Origin of the sequence: Clostridium weizhouense (genome assembly GCF_019431045.1) — a bacterium.
Taxonomy (GTDB): domain Bacteria; phylum Bacillota; class Clostridia; order Clostridiales; family Clostridiaceae; genus Clostridium; species Clostridium weizhouense.
This window is the reverse complement of record NZ_JAHXPT010000002.1, coordinates 72,228-90,744: the sequence shown is the minus strand read 5'-3', so window position 1 is coordinate 90,744 and position 18,517 is coordinate 72,228. Positions and strand designations below refer to the sequence as shown.

Genomic DNA, 18,517 nt, shown 5'->3' with positions numbered 1-18,517 from the left:
TAGCGAAAGTGATATGAATGGTTATAATCCAGAAAGAGTTGCAGGAGCTATTTTTAATGGTATATGTAATGTATTTGATATTGAAAAAGACTTATCAGGTTCATTTAATGAAAATAAAGTTTATTATAGTGTGATTAAAGGAGATACTTTATATAAAATTGCTCAAAAGTTTAATACTAGTGTTGAAAGTTTAGTAGAACTTAATGAAATTAAAGACAAAAATTTGATTTATATTGGAGAGGATCTTAGAATAAAATAAAATTTATTTTAATAAAAGTAGAATTTTTTATTACACTTACTTAATTAATTTTAGTAGGTGTTTTTTATTTTGAGTAAAAATTTTATTATTTAAATGTATTTTAAACGATAAAAATGAATAAAGATTCATTTATAATTAATACATAAAAATGCAATAAAGATAAATATATCTATATAAATTGATTAATAGATATTAAAAAATTTCAATAAAAAATAAAGTTATTTCTGGTTGCACTACCGTTACACTACTTTTGATAAAATCAAAACCCCTTAAAATAATGAAACCTAGTAGTTTCAATACTTCAAGGGGTTTTCTCTTTTTAAATGGTGCCGATAGTGGGACTCGAACCCACATGGTTTCCCGCATGATTTTGAGTCATGTGCGTCTGCCAGTTCCGCCATATCGGCTTGTTACCGAACAATAGTTATTCTAGCATAATATGAAAAATAATTCAAGAAATATTTTTTTAGGTACTTTTCTTCAAAATTTTTAAATAAAGGTTGTTACAAATTAAATCATTTGCTAGAATATATATGGGTGTAATATCCCACTGGGATGTTTTTTAGCCCAGTACAGTATTAAGAAAGTAATTATTATACGATTTTAATATTAGTATTATCTATTAATTAGGGAGGAGCAAAATTATATGATGTATTCAAAAGAAGTTGAAGAAATGTGTGTAGTTGCTAAAGGTCCTAATCACGGACCAGCACCAATTCCTGCAGAAGGAAAATGGGTACAATCAAAAGAAGTAACTGATATATCAGGATTAACTCACGGAATAGGTTGGTGTGCACCACAACAAGGAGCTTGTAAATTAACTTTAAATGTTAAGGATGGTATAATCCAAGAAGCATTAGTAGAAACAATTGGATGTTCAGGAATGACTCATTCAGCTGCTATGGCTTCAGAAATATTACCAGGAAAGACTATATTAGAAGCATTAAACACAGACTTAGTTTGTGACGCTATAAACACAGCTATGAGAGAATTATTCTTACAAATCGTTTATGGAAGAACTCAAACTGCATTCTCAGAAGGTGGACTACCAATAGGAGCAGGTCTTGAAGATTTAGGTAAGGGATTAAGATCTCAAGTTGGTACTATGTACGGAACTCTTGCAAAAGGACCTAGATACTTAGAAATGGCTGAAGGATATGTTACAGATGTAGCATTAGATTCAGATAAAGAAATCATTGGATATAAGTTTGTTAACTTAGGAAAAATGATGGAAAACATAGGCAAGGGAATGGATGCTAATAAAGCATTAGAAGAAGCTAAAGGTCAATACGGAAGAGTTGCAGATGCAGCTGAATTAATAGACCCAAGACATAAATAATTATTTGTAAAGGAGGATTTTTATTATGGCATTATTTGAAAGTTATGAAAGAAGAATTAATCAAATCACTCCAGTACTAGAAAAGTACGGAATGAAAACTATGGAAGATGCTAAGGCAGTTTGTGCAGAAATCGGAATCGATCCATACACAATAGCTAAAGAAACTCAACCAATAGCATTTGAAAACGCTGGATGGGCTTACACTTTAGGTGCTGCTATAGCTATAAAGAAAGGTTGCAAGAAGGCTGCTGAAGCTGCTGAAGCAATCGGAGAAGGTCTACAAGCATTCTGTATCCCAGGATCAGTTGCTGATGACAGAAAAGTTGGTTTAGGACACGGAAACTTAGGAGCTATGCTTTTAAGAGAAGAAACTAAATGTTTCGCATTCTTAGCAGGACACGAAAGTTTCGCTGCTGCTGAAGGTGCTATTAAAATAGCTGAAAAAGCTAACAAAGTAAGAAAAGAACCATTAAGAGTTATATTAAACGGTCTTGGAAAAGATGCTGCATTCGTAATCTCAAGAATTAATGGATTTACTTATGTTCAAACTCAATTTGACTACTATACTGGAGAAGTTAAAGTAGTTAAAGAAAAAGCTTACTCAAACGGAGAAAGAGCTAAAGTTAGATGCTTTGGTTGTGACGATGTTAGAGAAGGTGTTGCTATAATGCACATGGAAGGTGTTGACGTATCAATCACTGGTAACTCAACTAACCCAACTAGATTCCAACATCCAGTTGCAGGAACATACAAGAAAGAATGTATCGAACAAGGTAAGAAATACTTCTCAGTAGCATCAGGTGGTGGTACAGGAAGAACTCTTCACCCAGATAACATGGCTGCAGGTCCAGCTTCTTACGGTATGACTGATACTATGGGAAGAATGCATTCAGATGCACAATTCGCAGGATCATCATCAGTTCCAGCTCACGTAGAAATGATGGGATTAATTGGTATGGGTAACAACCCAATGGTAGGAGCTACTGTTGCAGTTGCTGTTGCTGTTGAAGAAGGTATGAACAAATAGTAATACCAATGTATTATTAAAATAAACTTCCCAATCTAACAAAAAATTTACCCAAACGCATAAAAAAGTTCGGGAAAATATAGATAGGGAATACGCCTCGTATTAAGTTAGAAATGGCTTAGTACGGGGCTTTTTAGCTTATTAATTTTTGGGAAACTTTATTATCATTTCGTTCTTTAACCTATTTCCTAACCTGTGCATAAGTCGCAAAAATGGGATGGGTTGCGTGGGGGATATTAATTTTTATAAAAAATTATATCTTTAAATAAACACTATTTAGTTAGAATCATATATATTTTTATATTTCTAAAGTATTTTTCTCATTCCATAGGTGAGTGGAAAAACACATCTTTCAGTAGCTCTTGGAATTAATCTTATTGATGATTTATTAAAATAGAGATATATTTAGGACCTACTGTGTATGACTTTTTAGAAGGTGTATGTGCTGGGTTTTATTTTTTATAGGAAGTTTATATGCTAATTATGGGAAAGTATTTGGAGTTTAGTGGTAGAATATTAAAATAATATAGTATAATAAGGGGGAAAATGTAAAATGAGATTATATATAGATAATGTCTATAATGGAAAGTTGGAGAACATAACATAATTTGATGAATAATTTATAGCAATGATTAGATATTGGTCAAGCAAAGGAGGGGATTTTTATTTTTCCAGATTTTATTAAACATTATGATTTAATACGTTCAATACTTCGAGATGTTTTTTTATATGGATGTTTTACAAAAGGTGATTTAGAAAATAAAAATCATGGGAGTTCAAGAAAAGTTAGCTATGAGATGCGTCGAATTAAACAATATATAGAAAATGATTTTATTAAAATAGACAAGGATGGTAAAAATAAACTTTTAAGTTTAAGTTATGATGACATTTCCAATACAAAAAATTTTTTAGTCAATACATATTTAAGCAAGAGTTTTACTAAAGCTGATATTATCTTATATTATTACTTGCTTTTAATTTTAAATTATAAAAACAAACCTATGACATTTTCAGATATTGAAAATGAACTGGTAAGTGAAGAATTGATTGATTATGGAAATATAAGCAGTAAAACTATAGAAAGAAAGCTTAATGAATTAGTAAATTCTATGGAACTTGTATCAGTTAAGAAGGAAGGGCGAGTTAAAGAGTATTACATTTCAGAGGATATACTAAAAGAACTTGATAATGAAGAAATTCTAAATCTTTATAATATAGTAGATTTATATAAAAATATTATCTTTCCTAATGTAAGTGGGCATTATTTTTACGATACACTAAGAGATTATATGGAGTTTGAACGAAATATAATACCAAATGATAATAATTGTTTCCAATATAAAAACTTACATTTTCATCCTGTAATTGAAGAAGAATTAATTTTGAAAATTATGACAGCAATTGAAAATAGAAATGAAATAAGACTTAAGATTAATTATAAAACTACACATGTCAAAAGGTATGATAATCAAGCAATTAGGCCCTTTAAGCTTAGATATGATATTGAATGTGGAAGATTTTATGTCTTTTCATTTACTAGCACCGGAAGATGTGTTAGTGCAAGGCTCGATAGGAAAGATGATGTTGAGGTTTTAAAAACAAGATTTAACTATGATGAATATGAGGAAAAGTATAAATTAGCTATGGAGAAAAGTTTTTCAAGTGTACCACATAACAGTGATGCTCCATATGAAGAAGTAGAATTTGAAGTTAATATAAATTCTGTTAATGAATATTATATAGTTGAAAAGATAAAAGGTGAGTTAGAGGAGTGCACTTTTGAGGAGATAAGTAATACTAAATATTCATTTAAAAAGATAGTAAATGATTCTTGGGAAATGATTCCATGGATTAGAAAATATGGTGGTTATTTAAGGGTTATTTCGCCTAGATATCTTCATAGAAAAATAAAACAGGATTGGGAGGATATGCTGAATAATTATGGAGTTATTTCATGAATATAAAAATAAATATTTTCATTTAGTATTTAGAATTTTAAATCTAGCAAAAAATGGGCTTTATAAAGATGAAGTTATAAGGCTTATTGAAAAGGAGGAGTATGATGAAAAAATAATAGGAAAAGACTTTAAAACCTTTGAAGGAATGCTTTTAAATCAATATAACAAAACAGACAATTTTAATTTTTTAGAAGAAAGAGATGGAAAGTATTATAGTATTTTAAATAATAAAGATAGTATACCTATTAAAGTTAGATTTTCAAAGCTAGAAAAATCCTGGCTTAATGGAATGACTAAGGAACCAGTAGTACAAGCTTTGCTAGGAAAAGAAACTTTAGAAAAATTGGAAGCAGGTTTAGCAGAGGTAAAAGCAGGTAGTAATCAAGTAATAGAATTTACAAACAAGGGGAAAAATGATTTTGATGTTGATTTAGAAAAATTAAGTAAGGATTTTTATACTATTTTAGAAGGAATAATTAATGAGAAGCCTATTTTATATTCCAATGTAGATAAGAATGGCAATGAATATAATAATCAATTAGCACTTCCAATTAGAATTGAGTATTCATTAAAAGATGATAAATTTAGAGCATCGCTATATTCTTTAGAAGAGAAGCGATCTATAATGGTTAATTTACATACCTTAAAGGAAGTTAAAATAGCACAAAATTTTAATTCAAAAGTAAAAAAAGAAGATGTGATTAAGAACTTAAAGGAAAAGAAATATTCAAAAATTCCAATAACAATTGAACTTGAAGATATTAGGGGTGCTATGGAAAGATGTTTTATGAGTTTATCTTCATTTGAAAGAAATTCCAGGATAATTTCAGAAAATAAATATGAAATAGATATTTATTATTATACCTTTGAAGAAGATGAGGTTATAAGAAAAATAATGTCCTTAGGCCCATATGTTAAAGTAAAGTCACCTAGTCGAGTTAGAGATATTGTTATTGATAATATTAAAAAGGCATTTATGTTTGAAACTGCTGAAACTATAAAAAACATAAATAAGTTATCATGAAAAAGGAATTAAAAAAATATTTTAACGAGGAAATATATAAGAATGATCTGTGTAGACTTAAGGAGCGTGAATAAAATTCATAAACTTAAGGTTATACAGATTATTTTTTATTCAAATAAATACATATGGGATATTATGTTAATATAAAAGGGTTGTAATTCAAAAGATGCAAACTTTTTGTCTGTAAGAAAATTTTAGAAGGAATATAATGAATATTGTAGTCAGGAAAACAAAATATGGCAGTGTATATTTAAGTTACTTCGCATCCGAGCTGGAGGTATTGGTTCGAGTCCAATTACATGTTGTTAATATGTATGGTTTAAATGGAAGAGTGTCAGCAGAATACTTAAATAGCTTTTTCTCCATATTTAAATAAGGGCAGTGTAGAAAAGTGTTACTTCGTTATTTTTGGGTAATAAATTGAATTTGTTGTAATTATGATTGCAACTAACACTTTTCGCCTTTCTCCCTTAAATAATTAATATGATTATATGGATATTGTAATATGTAATTCTATAAATTATTTAAATTAAAGTATTATTGAACTTCAAAATTGAAAGGAGCAAATTAAAATGTTAAAGTTTAATATTTTTAAGAATACCACAAAAAATAATGAAGGTCATGTGGCTTTTAAAATGGAACTGAAGGAAAAACTAATAACTGAAGTTTTAACTAGCTTCTTTAATGAAGGAAAATATTATGGAGATAATTCTTTAGAAATAGTTAATGACTTAAGAAAAGTTATTAAGATAGATCCAAAATTTGTAGCCAACTTAGCTATATATGCTAGAAAGGAAGTTCACTTAAGAAGCATTTCGCATGTTATAGTTTCAGAACTTGCCAATGATGTTCAAGGTAAAAAGTATGTTAGAAGAGTTTTAAATGGAATAGTTGAAAGAGTAGATGATATGTCAGAAGTCTTAATCTATTATTTAAATGTTTATGGCAAGCCAATACCAAATTCTTTAAAGAAAGGTATATCGGATTGTTTCTTGAGATTTGATGAATTTTCTCTTGCAAAATATAATGGAGCAAAAGAAATTAAACTTAAAGACATAGTAAATTTAGTTCATCCGAAGCCAGCTACAGATAAGCAAAGTCATATGTTTAAGAGATTATTTGAAGACAATTTGGAAACACCATTTACCTGGGAAACAATGCTTTCAAGTGAAGGTAATAACAAGCATACATGGGAAAAACTAATTGATAGCAATAAGCTTGGTTATATGGCTATTCTTCGTAATTTGAGAAATATTATTAAAGCTGGACCAGAAAATATAAATAAGGTATATGAAGTTTTAGAAAATGACAATAGAGTTAAAAAAAGTAAGCAACTACCTTTTAGATATTATTCAGCCTTTAATGTGTTATCAAATGAAGGATTAGGAACATCAAAAATTTATGATGTATTGGAAAATGCAATTAGACATTCTACAAAAAATATAGAAAGATTAAGTGGCAAGACTTTTATATCTACGGATGTATCAGGTTCTATGAGCTCTAGAGTAAGTGCAAAAAGTGATATGACTTGTGCTGAAATAGGTACTGTTCTTATGGCAATTGCAAATAATATCTGTGATGAAGCTATAACAAGTACTTTTGATACAAAATTTAAAATAACACCACTTGCAACCCAAAATGGAATAATAGCTAATGCAAAATCTATACGTCCTACATGGGGAGGAACTGATCTTTCACTACCAATAAGATATTTGTTAGAAAATAAAATTTATGTAGATAGAATAATACTTCTATCAGACAATGAGATAAATAGTGGATATGAGAGAGTATGTCAAGCTTATGTAAATGAATATAAAAAGAAAGTAAATCCTAATGTTTGGGTTCATGCAATTGATATTTTAGGTTATGGTACACAGCAATTTAAAGGAAATAAGGTTAATGTAATTGCAGGATGGAATGAAAAGATATTAGAATTTATACCAAAGGTAGAAGCTGGTTTTATCAATATAAAAGGAAAAATTGAAGATTATTATTTTAAGGAAGAATTAAAATCAATTATATAAAAACATAGGGGAAGTGTATATTTAAGTTACTTCGCTGTTAACGATAGATGTCACTGGTTCGAATCCGGTCTTATATTTCTTAGAAATTATAAGTAGCTCAGGTGGTAGAGCACTAAATACTTAAATAGTTTTTCTCCCCTTAAATTTAGGAGTAATATTTATGATAGAAGTTAAAGGAAAATATAATACGGCAAAAGTATTTACAGATAATATAGAAATAGAAGCAATTGAACAATTAAAAGAATTATGTAATCAGCCTTTTGTAGAAGGCTGCAAGGTTAGAATAATGCCAGATACTCATAAAGGGGCAAGCTGTGTTATTGGATTTACAGCTGATTTAGGAGATAAGGTTATTCCTAATATTGTAGGAGTTGATATTGGATGTGGAATGCTAACTGTAAACTTAGGGAAAATAGAAATAGATTTAGAAAAATTAGATAATATCATTCATAAATATATTCCATCAGGAATGAATGTTCATAAAGGAAGAGTTGTTAGATTTTCAGAATTACAAAATTTAAATTGTTATAGAGATTTGAAAAATACTAAAAGGATAGAAAGAAGTATTGGAAGTCTAGGTGGTGGAAATCACTTTATTGAAATAAATGAAAGTGCTGATGGTACAAAGTATCTAGTGATTCACTCAGGAAGTAGAAACTTAGGAACACAAGTGGCTAGTATTTATCAAATTTTGGCTATAGATTTATGTAGCGATAAAGAAGATTATTTTGTTAAAAGAGAAAAGATAATTAGTGAATATAAAGCTGATGGACGTAGAAAGGAAATTCAAAAAGCATTAAAAGATTTAGAAGCATTATATAATGACTTAATGCCAAGTTATCCAAAAGGTTTATGTTTTTTAAGCGAAGATTATAGGCAGAGATATTTACATGATATGAATATATGCCAGGAATATGCTGTCTTAAATAGAAACACTATGGCAGATATAATTTTGAAAAAGCTGCTTGGAAAAGGCTTTGAGGAATTTAAATCATTTTCTACGATTCATAATTATATAAATTTTAAAGACAACATAATTAGAAAAGGAAGCATTTCAGCTTATGAAGGAGAAAAAGTATTAATCCCTCTTAATATGAGAGATGGAAGTATAATTGCCATAGGAAAAGGAAATCCAGATTGGAATTATTCAGCACCACATGGAGCTGGGCGCATCATGAGCAGGACTAAAGCTAAAGAAAAAGTGAATTTAGAAGAATTTAAGGCTTCAATGGAAGGGATTTTTACAACTTCAGTTACAGAAGCAACAATTGATGAAGCTCCAATGGTTTATAAACCTAAAACGGAAATTATTCAAAATATTTCTGAAACAGTTGAAATTATTGAAATAATTAAACCAATTTATAATTTTAAGTCTCAAGGATAATTTGAATATTTAAATAAAATTATTTTAATAATATATTAAATAATTGCTTAAAGAAAGAAGGAAAAAATATATTTGTAGATAAGGTAATTCAAGCTCAATTGAGAAGTATAGAAGAAAAAAATAATGTAAAAATACTATATGCTGTGGAATCAGGAAGTCGTGGCTGGGGATTTGAATCTAAAGATAGTAATTTTGATGTGAGATTTATTTATGTACATCCAATTAAATGGTATTTAAGTGTATTTGAAGGTGCTGATATTATTGAAATACCTGTAGATGAGGTGTTAGATGTTAATGGATGGGATCTTAGAAAAGCATTAAAACTAATGTACAAGTCAAATTCGTGTATTTTAAATGAATTTTTTCATAAGACTCTTAGAGATTTTAGCGGAGGTATAAATGAGTAAGGTGACAAATGAAATTTTAAATAAAGAGGAATATAAATTTATACATTTAAATAAGAATTTAGGAGAAAACATCATTTATTTAACTCTTTCAGGATCAATAGGATATGGAACTAATTTAGATAGTAGTGACATAGATTTACGAGGAATTACAATTGAAAGAAAAGAAAATATGTATGGATTTCAAAGCTTTGAACAATTTGAAGATACAGCAACAGATACTGTTATATATGGACTTAAGAAATTTGTTTCATTAGCATTAAAAGGGAATCCAAATATTCTTGAGTTATTAGGTACTAAGGAAGAGCATATTATATATATGAATAAATATGGGGAGAAATTACGTAAGAATATAGATATGTTTTTATCCAAAAGAGTAATATACACTTTTGGAAATTACGCTACTGCACAATTAAGAAGGCTTCAGAATGCTTTAGCAAGGGATGAGTATCATCAGGAAGAAAAAGAAAAACATATGCTTAATACAATAAAGAATAAAATGAACCATTTTTCATCTAATTATACAGAGTTTCCAAAAGGAAGCATAAAATTATATATTGATAAATCTGATAAACAAGAAATAGAAACAGAGATATTAATGGATATTAGTATAGATAAATATCCATTAAGGGATTTTATCAGTATATATTCACAAATGAGTAATATTGTTCGTGATTATGATAAACTCAATCATAGGAATAGAAAAAAGGATGAGGGCAAACTCTTAAAACATGCTATGCATTTAATAAGACTTCTAATTATGGGAACTGAAATATTAAAAACTCATGAAATTAATACTTATCGAGAGAAAGAACAAGATTTATTAATTGATATTAGAAAAGGCAAGTATAGTTATGACGAATTGTTTAAATTGGTAGAGTTATATGATTTTAATTTTAAAGAAGCATCAGTGAATACTACTTTACCTAAGGAGCCTGATGAAGCACAAGTTGAAGAACTATTGATTTCTTTATATGAGGAATATTACAATTAGTTATTTATTACAGAATGCAACTTCTAATTATTTATAAAACATGAAGTTTAACTTTAAATGATAGTATAACCCTCTTTAATTTAATTTCATATAGGATATATGTTTTAGAATTAGAAATTACAAAGTTAGAAGAAAAAGTTATATACTTTTTTATAATATGTAAAGTTGTAGTTACTAGTAAATGCTCTTAAAAAAATATAAGGTTGTATTTACAAAATATCATATAATTAACCAAAAGATAAATAGGAATTTGTAGAAAAGGAGAAGTATACATGGAGACAATAGTAATTAAATTAACCCCTGAATTATTAGAAAACCCTGATTTAGATTTATGCTATAGGGTACCTGATAGAATTAAGCAATTATCAGATAAAAAAATAATGGACAATGGATATGATTATTTAGAAGGTAAAAATAACCCAATTGGTATTTGGATGAAAACTACATCAGCGGAACAAAATTATCCTTTTATAATTGATATACTTAAAAAGGAAATATTTTTAGAAAATGATTTATCAAAATCAGTAGAAATATATATTTCTAAAGCAGATTGTGATGAACTGAAAAATTGCAAAAAAGTTTATCCTTTATAAATCATTTATATAAATTCCAATTTCGTACTATATAAGTGTAGAGATTAAGTGAAATATCACTTAACTATCTACACTTATTTCTTTATAATAAGGGAATAATTGGTCTGACGTAATTCCAATTGGGTTATAACACCCGCTCGATAAACTGTCAGCCATTCTCTTATTGTAAGAATTCGGTTAAGCAGGTTGAAACCTTTAGAAGGCTTTCGTGTAACTAACGAAAATGAATTTCAATAAGTGTGGATGGAAACAATTATAAAACAATTAAATTAGGAGGTTACTATGATTAGTGTAGGTATTGATGTATCCAAGGAAAAAAGCACTGTGTGTATTGTAAAACCTTGTGGTGAAATTCTTATGAAACCATTTGAAGTTAATCATACAGAAGATGAACTATATAAGCTTTCGTCGCTGATAAGCCGCTTTAGTGATGAGATAAAAATAGTGATGGAAGCAACAGGTGTGTATCATTTGCCTATTTTAAGTTATCTAAAAGACCAAAACTTTTTTGTATCAGTAATTAATCCCTTAGAAATGAAACGCTATAGATGTAAGGGGATTAGAAATCCTAAAACAGATAAAATTGACTCTATTGTTGTAGCTAACTATGGAATTGATTTTTGGTATCATCTTAAGGATTATACTAAAAGTGAATCAGTTTATTCAGAGCTACGCTTGCTCGGAAGACAATATAGAAGTTACATGAAATTAAGAGTAGAAAATATGCTAGAACTAACTCATATGCTAGATTATACTATGCCAGGTATAAAAACTCTTTTTAGTAGTTGGAATAAGACCTCAGGTAAGGATAAGTTGGCTGATTTTGTTGATGAATACTGGCACTTTGATAACATTACAAAATTAAGTGAAGAAGAATTTATTCAAAGTTATAACAGTTGGTCTAAGAAAAATAAATACCGTCAAAGCGAAGCTAAAGCAAAACAGATTTATGCAGTTGCTAAAGACGGTATTCCAACTTTACCATCTAGTACCCCATCAACCAAAATGCTGGTACATGAATCGGTAAAAATGATAAGAGAGATAGTATCTACTCTCACAAAAATTTTATCACGAATGCAAGAAATAGCAAAGGATTTACCTGAATATAATATTGTTAGAGCTATGAATGGTGTTGGAGATGTAATTGCTCCAAGGCTAATAGGTGAGATTGGTGATATAAGACGCTTCCACGGAGCGAAAGCTCTAGTTGCTTATGCTGGTATTGACGCCCCGCCATATCAATCGGGAAAGTTTACAGGAACTGATAGACATATTTCTAAACGTGGCTCATCAACATTGCGTAAAGTAGGATTTGAGGCTATGACTTGCTTAAAGCAAAGTAAGCCAGAACATGATGCAGTTTACTTATACATAAAAAAGAAAGATGCTGAAGGGAAACCTAATAAAGTATCTAAAATAGCTGGATTTAATAAGTTTTTACATATTTATTATGCAAGAGTTATGGAAATATATATAAATAATTAGTTTATTTTTCCATGAAACCAGTGAAATATACTGGTTTATTTGTTATGCTTAAAAATAGAGAATGAAAAATAATTAAAAAATTTATAAAAAAAGACTTGATTTTCATTAGCAGGTTTAAAGTGGAGTAATATAGACATTAATTTATATAATGAAGGAAATAAAGATAAAGAATGACAAATATAGAAAATGCACGTATTCAAAAATCAAAAAAGAAAGCAAGAGAATATATTAAAAAGGAACAGCTTGTTTCTTTTATGAATAATACAAAGTGGAAAGAATTTAGGAAAGCTATGATTGAGGAAATGCCATTCCCACCACCATATATAATTAAAACAATATATGAAGTTGAAGATGATAGCATATATTATACTCACTTTACTTCGGATGTAAATTATTTTGGTGGATATGATGAAGAAAGTTTTGTCTATCTAAAGTATTATTTAATAGAATGGATTAAGGTCAGACCACGATATTATGAAACAAAAGGAGGAAGATTGTGTCCTAAAAAGGTTATACATGATGCTGAAAAAGAGTTTCTAATAATACTTAATAAATATAACATTAATTATGAAAAATATAATGATACATATGTAATTTATGGATATAAAAGAGATTAATAAAGTACAATTTGTGGAGGGGTTGTTATGTCTAAATTAATTATTATTAGATGAAATTCAGGTAGTGGTAAAACTACAGTGGCAAAAACGTTACAACAAAAATTAGGACATAATATTATGCTTATTTCACAGGATGTTATTAGACGAGATATCTTATGTGTACATGATGGACTTGATACAAAAGCATTACCCCTTATTAAAGAGCTTATTTTATATGGAAAAAATAAGTGTGATATTGTCATATTAGAAGGTATTTTAAATTCTAGTTGGTATCAAACATTATTTGAACTTGCAAAGTCTGAATTTAAAGATAAAATATTTGCTTATTACTATGATATTCTTTTTGAAGAAACCATAGTACGCCATAAAACAAAGCCAAATTGTAATGAATTTGGAGAAAATGATATGAAACTATGGTGGAATGAGAAGGATTTTATTAAAATTATTAAAGAAAAGATTTTAACTAAAGATTTAAGTGTAGATGAAACAGTAGATATAATTATAAAAGATATATTAGAGAGATAAACTCTAATTTAAATAACAGATTATATAAAAAATCCGCAGAAAATATCAATCATATTATCTTACCTTATCTTATAATTTTTTTGAAAGATGAGGTGTTTTTAATGAAAAAAACAAAGACGTACTTAAAGAATAAAAAATTAAGCAATTAAGTTTAATTAGTTCTTTATAAAATAGCTAATAAGGATAAATATTTATTAAAATTACATATTAATATAATACTTCAAAAATAAATTAGTTTAACTTAAAGTTTTAAGTTGGACTAATTTGCTTTTAAAATAGAAAAAATCTTAACTTTAAACAATTAACTATATACTATTAACTCTTTATAAAAAGCTCAATACTTGGATTAAATCCATAGATTGAGCTTTTTTCTTTTATAATAAAACTATATTTTAAGTAAATTTTCTTATCTATGATTTTTGTATTAAAGTGTTTTAAAAGACATTCAAAATAATTTTCAATAAAATTTATTTTTATTGAAACAAAACTTGAAATTTAAGTATCATTATTAGTGTAAGGAGTGTGAAATGTGCAAGAAATGGATATGGAGAAATTAATTATTGACATATATAACAATACTTATGATGATGTATTGAGATATGTAGTATTAAAATGTAGAAGTAGCAATGATATAGCAGATATAATGCAAAATATATATTTAAATTTTTATAAAGCTTTAAAAAATAAAAAAGAAATAAAAGAACCTAAAAAATATTTAATTAGAATTGCAAGAAATGAAGTATATAAGCATTATGGAGTATTAAAAATGGTACAAAATCATATTCCGATATTTTCAGTAAATGATGAGAAACAATTTAAAAATATTCAAGAAGATTTGAATATTGAATCTAACTATGAGGAAGAAGCATTATGTAAGGAAATATGGAGTTATATAAAGAAGAAGGACATACTTACTTTTAAGATATGTGTTTTATATTTTCAAAGTGATTTAAAAATAAAAGATATAAGTAAGAGTCTTAATATAAGTGAGTCTACTGTTAAAAATAGATTGTATCGGACAATGAACAAGATAAGTGAAGAATTTGAAATATAGGAGGGTGTATTTTGAATAAAGAGGATATAGTTAAAAAAGCAATTCATAAGGGATTAGAATCTAAAGAAGAAATATTACAGAATATTTTAAGTGCAATACGGGATGAGGAAGAAATAGAAAATAAAAAAATTGATTTAGAAATATTAGTGCTAGAATTGATTCAAAGAAAGGATATGTATGGATATGGAATAATTAAAGAATTAGGAATTAAGTCTAAAGGGACACTTTTAATGCAAGAAGGTGAAATATATCCAATTCTGCATTGTTTAGAAGGAAAAGCTTTATTAGAATCTTATTGGCTTCATGAAAGTGATGAAATAGATAAAAAGTATTATAGATTAACTAGAAAAGGAAGAGAATATTTAAAATTTAAATCTGAAAATAGTAAAAACATTAAAATGTTAGAAAATATGGGGAGATTACAAAAGATAACATAAGTATATTTAAAAATGGCTATGTTTTAAGTGAGTGTTAATATTGTAGTATAAAGCTCATGGACAGAGGAATTTACTTTAAGAACTCTAAAATAAAGCTTAGTCCAATTAATGCATGTTCCCAATCAAAGATTGCTGACAAGCAATTAATTGTAAGATTAAAAGGAAACTCGACTCATATACATTCGCTGAGTAAGTTTAAGTGACAAAATATAAAATTTTGACTTTCACTTAAGAGTTCTAAAAAGCAAATTCCAATGCCATTTCGCCCTTATACTAGAATATCAACATAGCATTAAAAATAAATAATTTGGTGAGGTGATTGGAAGATGACTATAAAAGATAGTAAAGAAATAAAAGAATATATTAATGATGTGTGCTCCCAAGTGAAGAATAAGAGGGTTCATAATGAAATAAAAGATGAATTAAGTGCACATTTAGAGGAAAAGGCAAATGAGTATATAAAATCAGGAGAAAAAGAAGAAAATGCTTTGAAAAAAGCAATTAATGAAATGGGATCATCTAAACATGTAGGAAGTGAACTTAATAAGTTACATAAGTCTAAGCCTGAATGGAGTGTAATAGCTTTAAGTGTAGGACTTATACTACTAAGTACAGTAATAATAAATATTTTTGAAAAAAATTTTGGAGTAAGTAATAATCATGTATCAAAGAATACTATTATGTTTAATATTTTAAGTATAATTATATTATCATTAGCTTGTTTTATAGATTATAGAAAAATTAAAAAATGTTCAAAATATATTTATGTTGTTGGTTTATTTGCTTTAGTTTATACTGGATTTTCAGGAATTCCAGCTTATAATGGAGTAAAACAATGGGTACAAATAGGAGGATTGACTATAAACATAGGATATTTTGCACCAATAATAATTATAATTGCTTTAGCTGGAATATATGATAAGTATGATTGGGCTGATAAAAGAAAAACTATAATAGGCTTATTCCTAGGATTATTACCATTAATATTACTTGTTAGAACAAATTCATTATTTAGTTTTATTATTTATGGAATTTCATTAATTGTATTGTTATATTCATTTAAAGTAAGTAAAAAGATATTAGGATTATTTGCTAGTGTTGAAGCATTACTTATAATTTTAAGTAGGATAGGTTTTGAAACTAATTTAAATTTTATGGATATAAGCAATAATATCAATGGATATGGAGATATTAACAATAAACTTAAGATAATTAGAGATTTATCAGTATTAATTGGAAGAGCTAATAATTTTGATATAAATATTATTCCAGATTTTTATACAGATTATATACTTTCATATATAATATATAATTTTGGTTGGATAGTTGGTGTTATTGTTATTGGTTTAATTGGAGCACTAATAATAAGAATGATTAAAGTAGCAATCTCTGTAAAAAATACTTATGCTAAATCATTAGTTTTCGGAGTTGTATCTATAATAAGAATTCAATTTATTGGCAATATATTAATGACTTTTGGAGTAACTATAAGTGCATCTACTCTAATGCCATTACCTTTTGTAAGTTATGGAGGAACAGCTACTATTATAAATATGTTTATAGTTGGAATTATAATTAATGTATACAAAGGAAAAAGTATATCTAAAATTGAAAATATATAAGTTTCAATAAAGTTTGTTCATTAATATAAATTTTAAAATATTTATAAACAATAGTACTGATTACTATAGTGAGAAATTTATATAGAAAATTTATGATATATATGCTTCTAACTAGAGATTATTAATTAAAGATATAATTTTCTATAAAAATTCTATAAAAGATTATATATGTAATAATTTAATTAAAGCATATATAGTATTAGTTTGAAAAATTGGAATAAAAGATAAAGAAAGTAGTAGAGAACGATAAAAAGGGTTTCTACTACTTTTGTTTTTTTAGAATTAAAGTGTTTAAATAAGGAATAATAAAAAATAAATGAAAGAATTTTAAATATTTTTTTATGGAATTATAAGATTTTATATTACTTAATTTTGGGGAGGAAATAATTATGGAATTAGAAAATAATTCTTCAAATATAGCATCACAATTAATATTAATAGTTATTTTAACACTTTTAAATGCATTTTTTTCTTCCGCAGAAATGGCTATTGTATCTTTAAATAAAAATAAGATAAAAATTTTAGCAGAAGGTGGAGATAAAAAAGCACAATTGTTAGAAAAACTTATAGAGGAACCAACTAAATTTTTATCTACTATACAAGTAGGAATAACCTTTGCAGGTTTCTTTTCAAGTGCATCAGCTGCTATTGGATTATCTGAAAGTTTTGCTTTATTTTTATCTAAATATAATATTCCTTATGCAAAAAAAATATCATTAATAGTTATAACAATTATACTATCATATGTGACACTTGTATTTGGTGAACTATATCCTAAAAGAATTGCGTTGCAAAAATCAGAACAAATTGCAATGTTTTCTGTTAGACCTATAATTTATGTTTCTAAATTGACTTTACCATTTATTAAACTGTTGTCTATTTCAACTAATATATTAATTAAATTAACAGGTATGAACATAGAAAATTTGGAGGAGAAAGTATCAAAAGAAGAAATAAAATCTTTAGTAGAAGTTGGTCAAGAACATGGTGTTATAAATGAAACAGAAAAAGAAATGATAAATAGTATATTTGAATTTGATGATAAATTAGCAGAAAAGGTAATGACACCAAGAATTGAGGTATATTTAATTAATATAAATGCACCTTTAAATGAATATTTAGATGAATTATTAGAAGAAAAATATTCAAGAATACCTGTTTATGAAGACGATATTGATAATGTTATAGGGATACTATATATGAAGGATTTTATAATTGAAGCTCGTAAACATGGATTTGGAAATGTTGATATAAGAAAGATATTACATTTACCATATTTTGTACCTGAAACAAAAAATATTGATCAATTGTTTAAAGAACTTAAAAATTCTAAAAAGCATATGGCAATATTAATAGATGAATATGGAGGTTTTTCGGGAATAGTTACAATAGAAGATCTTATAGAAGAAGTTATGGGAGATATAGATGATGAATATGACGATGATGAACCTTATATAAATCAAATAGATAGTAATACATTTATAGTTAATGGATTACTTTCAATAGATGATTTAAATAATAGTCTTGATTTAAATTTACTTTCAGATGATTGTGAAACCATAAGTGGATTTTTAATTAACCATATAGGGAGAATTCCAAAAACTTTAGAAGAAAAAGTTATTGAATATGAAGATATAGTATTTAAGATTGAAGAAGTTAAAGAAAAAAGAATAGAAAAGATAAAGATATGTATACAAAGATAAGAATAAAATTTAAAAATTATGTAAATATAATTTTAACACATAGTTTGTTAACTGAATAACAATTCATA

General features: G+C 27.1%; 16 protein-coding genes, 1 tRNA gene and 1 pseudogene. 17 read left to right on the top strand and 1 reads right to left on the bottom strand.

What is annotated here, in order from left to right; translation table 11 throughout:
• Positions 1-13: 13 nt before the first annotated feature.
• Positions 14-259 carry a LysM peptidoglycan-binding domain-containing protein gene (locus KYD98_RS03080; protein ID WP_258049602.1) on the top strand — a complete coding sequence of 82 codons (246 nt, stop codon included), beginning with the start codon at positions 14-16 and terminating at the stop codon, positions 257-259.
• A 324-nt stretch (positions 260-583) separates the two neighbouring features.
• On the opposite strand, the gene KYD98_RS03075 is transcribed toward KYD98_RS03080, so the two are convergent.
• A tRNA-Leu gene (locus tag KYD98_RS03075) sits at positions 584-666 on the bottom strand.
• A gap of 239 nt (positions 667-905) precedes the next feature.
• Here KYD98_RS03075 and KYD98_RS03070 point away from each other — a divergent pair.
• The 16 genes and pseudogenes from KYD98_RS03070 to KYD98_RS02995 all read left to right on the top strand — a co-directional run bounded on the left by KYD98_RS03070 (position 906) and on the right by KYD98_RS02995 (position 18,449).
• The gene (locus tag KYD98_RS03070; protein WP_219778119.1) at positions 906-1,598 is read left to right on the top strand and encodes an iron-sulfur cluster assembly scaffold protein; all 693 of its coding nucleotides are present in this window, start codon (positions 906-908) and stop codon (positions 1,596-1,598) included.
• A 25-nt stretch (positions 1,599-1,623) separates the two neighbouring features.
• A complete protein-coding gene (locus KYD98_RS03065; RefSeq protein ID WP_219778118.1) occupies positions 1,624-2,625 on the top strand; it encodes a GGGtGRT protein in 1,002 nt (333 codons plus the stop codon).
• 797 nt (positions 2,626-3,422) lie between these two features.
• Entirely contained in the window at positions 3,423-4,583 is a 1,161-nt protein-coding gene (locus tag KYD98_RS03060) for a helix-turn-helix transcriptional regulator (protein ID WP_258049601.1), read from the top strand.
• Positions 4,567-5,607: a WYL domain-containing protein gene (locus tag KYD98_RS03055; RefSeq protein WP_219778117.1), complete on the top strand. Its 1,041-nt coding sequence runs from the start codon at positions 4,567-4,569 to the stop codon at positions 5,605-5,607. Before KYD98_RS03060 ends, KYD98_RS03055 begins: the two co-directional genes overlap by 17 nt.
• A 572-nt stretch (positions 5,608-6,179) precedes the next feature.
• Positions 6,180-7,631, top strand: coding sequence for a TROVE domain-containing protein (locus tag KYD98_RS03050; protein ID WP_219778116.1), 1,452 nt, complete (start codon positions 6,180-6,182; stop codon positions 7,629-7,631).
• A 160-nt stretch (positions 7,632-7,791) separates the two neighbouring features.
• Positions 7,792-9,015, top strand: coding sequence for an RtcB family protein (locus KYD98_RS03045; protein WP_219778115.1), 1,224 nt, complete (start codon positions 7,792-7,794; stop codon positions 9,013-9,015).
• 32 nt (positions 9,016-9,047) lie between these two features.
• On the top strand, positions 9,048-9,422 hold the full coding sequence (locus KYD98_RS03040) for a DNA polymerase beta superfamily protein (RefSeq protein WP_308462431.1): 375 nt from the start codon (positions 9,048-9,050) through the stop codon (positions 9,420-9,422).
• A complete protein-coding gene (locus KYD98_RS03035) occupies positions 9,415-10,413 on the top strand; it encodes a nucleotidyltransferase domain-containing protein (protein ID WP_219778114.1) in 999 nt (332 codons plus the stop codon). Before KYD98_RS03040 ends, KYD98_RS03035 begins: the two co-directional genes overlap by 8 nt.
• Positions 10,414-10,685: 272 nt before the next feature.
• Positions 10,686-11,006, top strand: coding sequence for a hypothetical protein (locus tag KYD98_RS03030; RefSeq protein WP_219778113.1), 321 nt, complete (start codon positions 10,686-10,688; stop codon positions 11,004-11,006).
• 282 nt (positions 11,007-11,288) lie between these two features.
• The gene (locus tag KYD98_RS03025) at positions 11,289-12,491 is read left to right on the top strand and encodes an IS110 family RNA-guided transposase (protein WP_219778112.1); all 1,203 of its coding nucleotides are present in this window, start codon (positions 11,289-11,291) and stop codon (positions 12,489-12,491) included.
• Positions 12,492-12,661: 170 nt separating this feature from the next.
• Complete coding sequence (locus KYD98_RS03020; protein ID WP_219778111.1) at positions 12,662-13,108, top strand: DUF6678 family protein; 447 nt, start codon at positions 12,662-12,664, stop codon at positions 13,106-13,108.
• Between the two features lie 66 nt (positions 13,109-13,174).
• Positions 13,175-13,633, top strand: a pseudogene (locus tag KYD98_RS03015) (P-loop NTPase family protein); the annotation flags it as partial.
• Positions 13,634-14,171: 538 nt separating this feature from the next.
• Positions 14,172-14,687: an RNA polymerase sigma factor gene (locus tag KYD98_RS03010; protein ID WP_258049634.1), complete on the top strand. Its 516-nt coding sequence runs from the start codon at positions 14,172-14,174 to the stop codon at positions 14,685-14,687.
• A gap of 11 nt (positions 14,688-14,698) precedes the next feature.
• A complete protein-coding gene (locus KYD98_RS03005; RefSeq protein WP_219778109.1) occupies positions 14,699-15,124 on the top strand; it encodes a PadR family transcriptional regulator in 426 nt (141 codons plus the stop codon).
• 326 nt (positions 15,125-15,450) lie between these two features.
• Entirely contained in the window at positions 15,451-16,746 is a 1,296-nt protein-coding gene (locus tag KYD98_RS03000; protein WP_219778108.1) for an FtsW/RodA/SpoVE family cell cycle protein, read from the top strand.
• A gap of 389 nt (positions 16,747-17,135) precedes the next feature.
• Positions 17,136-18,449, top strand: a complete 1,314-nt coding sequence (locus tag KYD98_RS02995; RefSeq protein WP_219778107.1) for a hemolysin family protein — start codon at positions 17,136-17,138, stop codon at positions 18,447-18,449.
• Positions 18,450-18,517 lie beyond the last annotated feature (68 nt).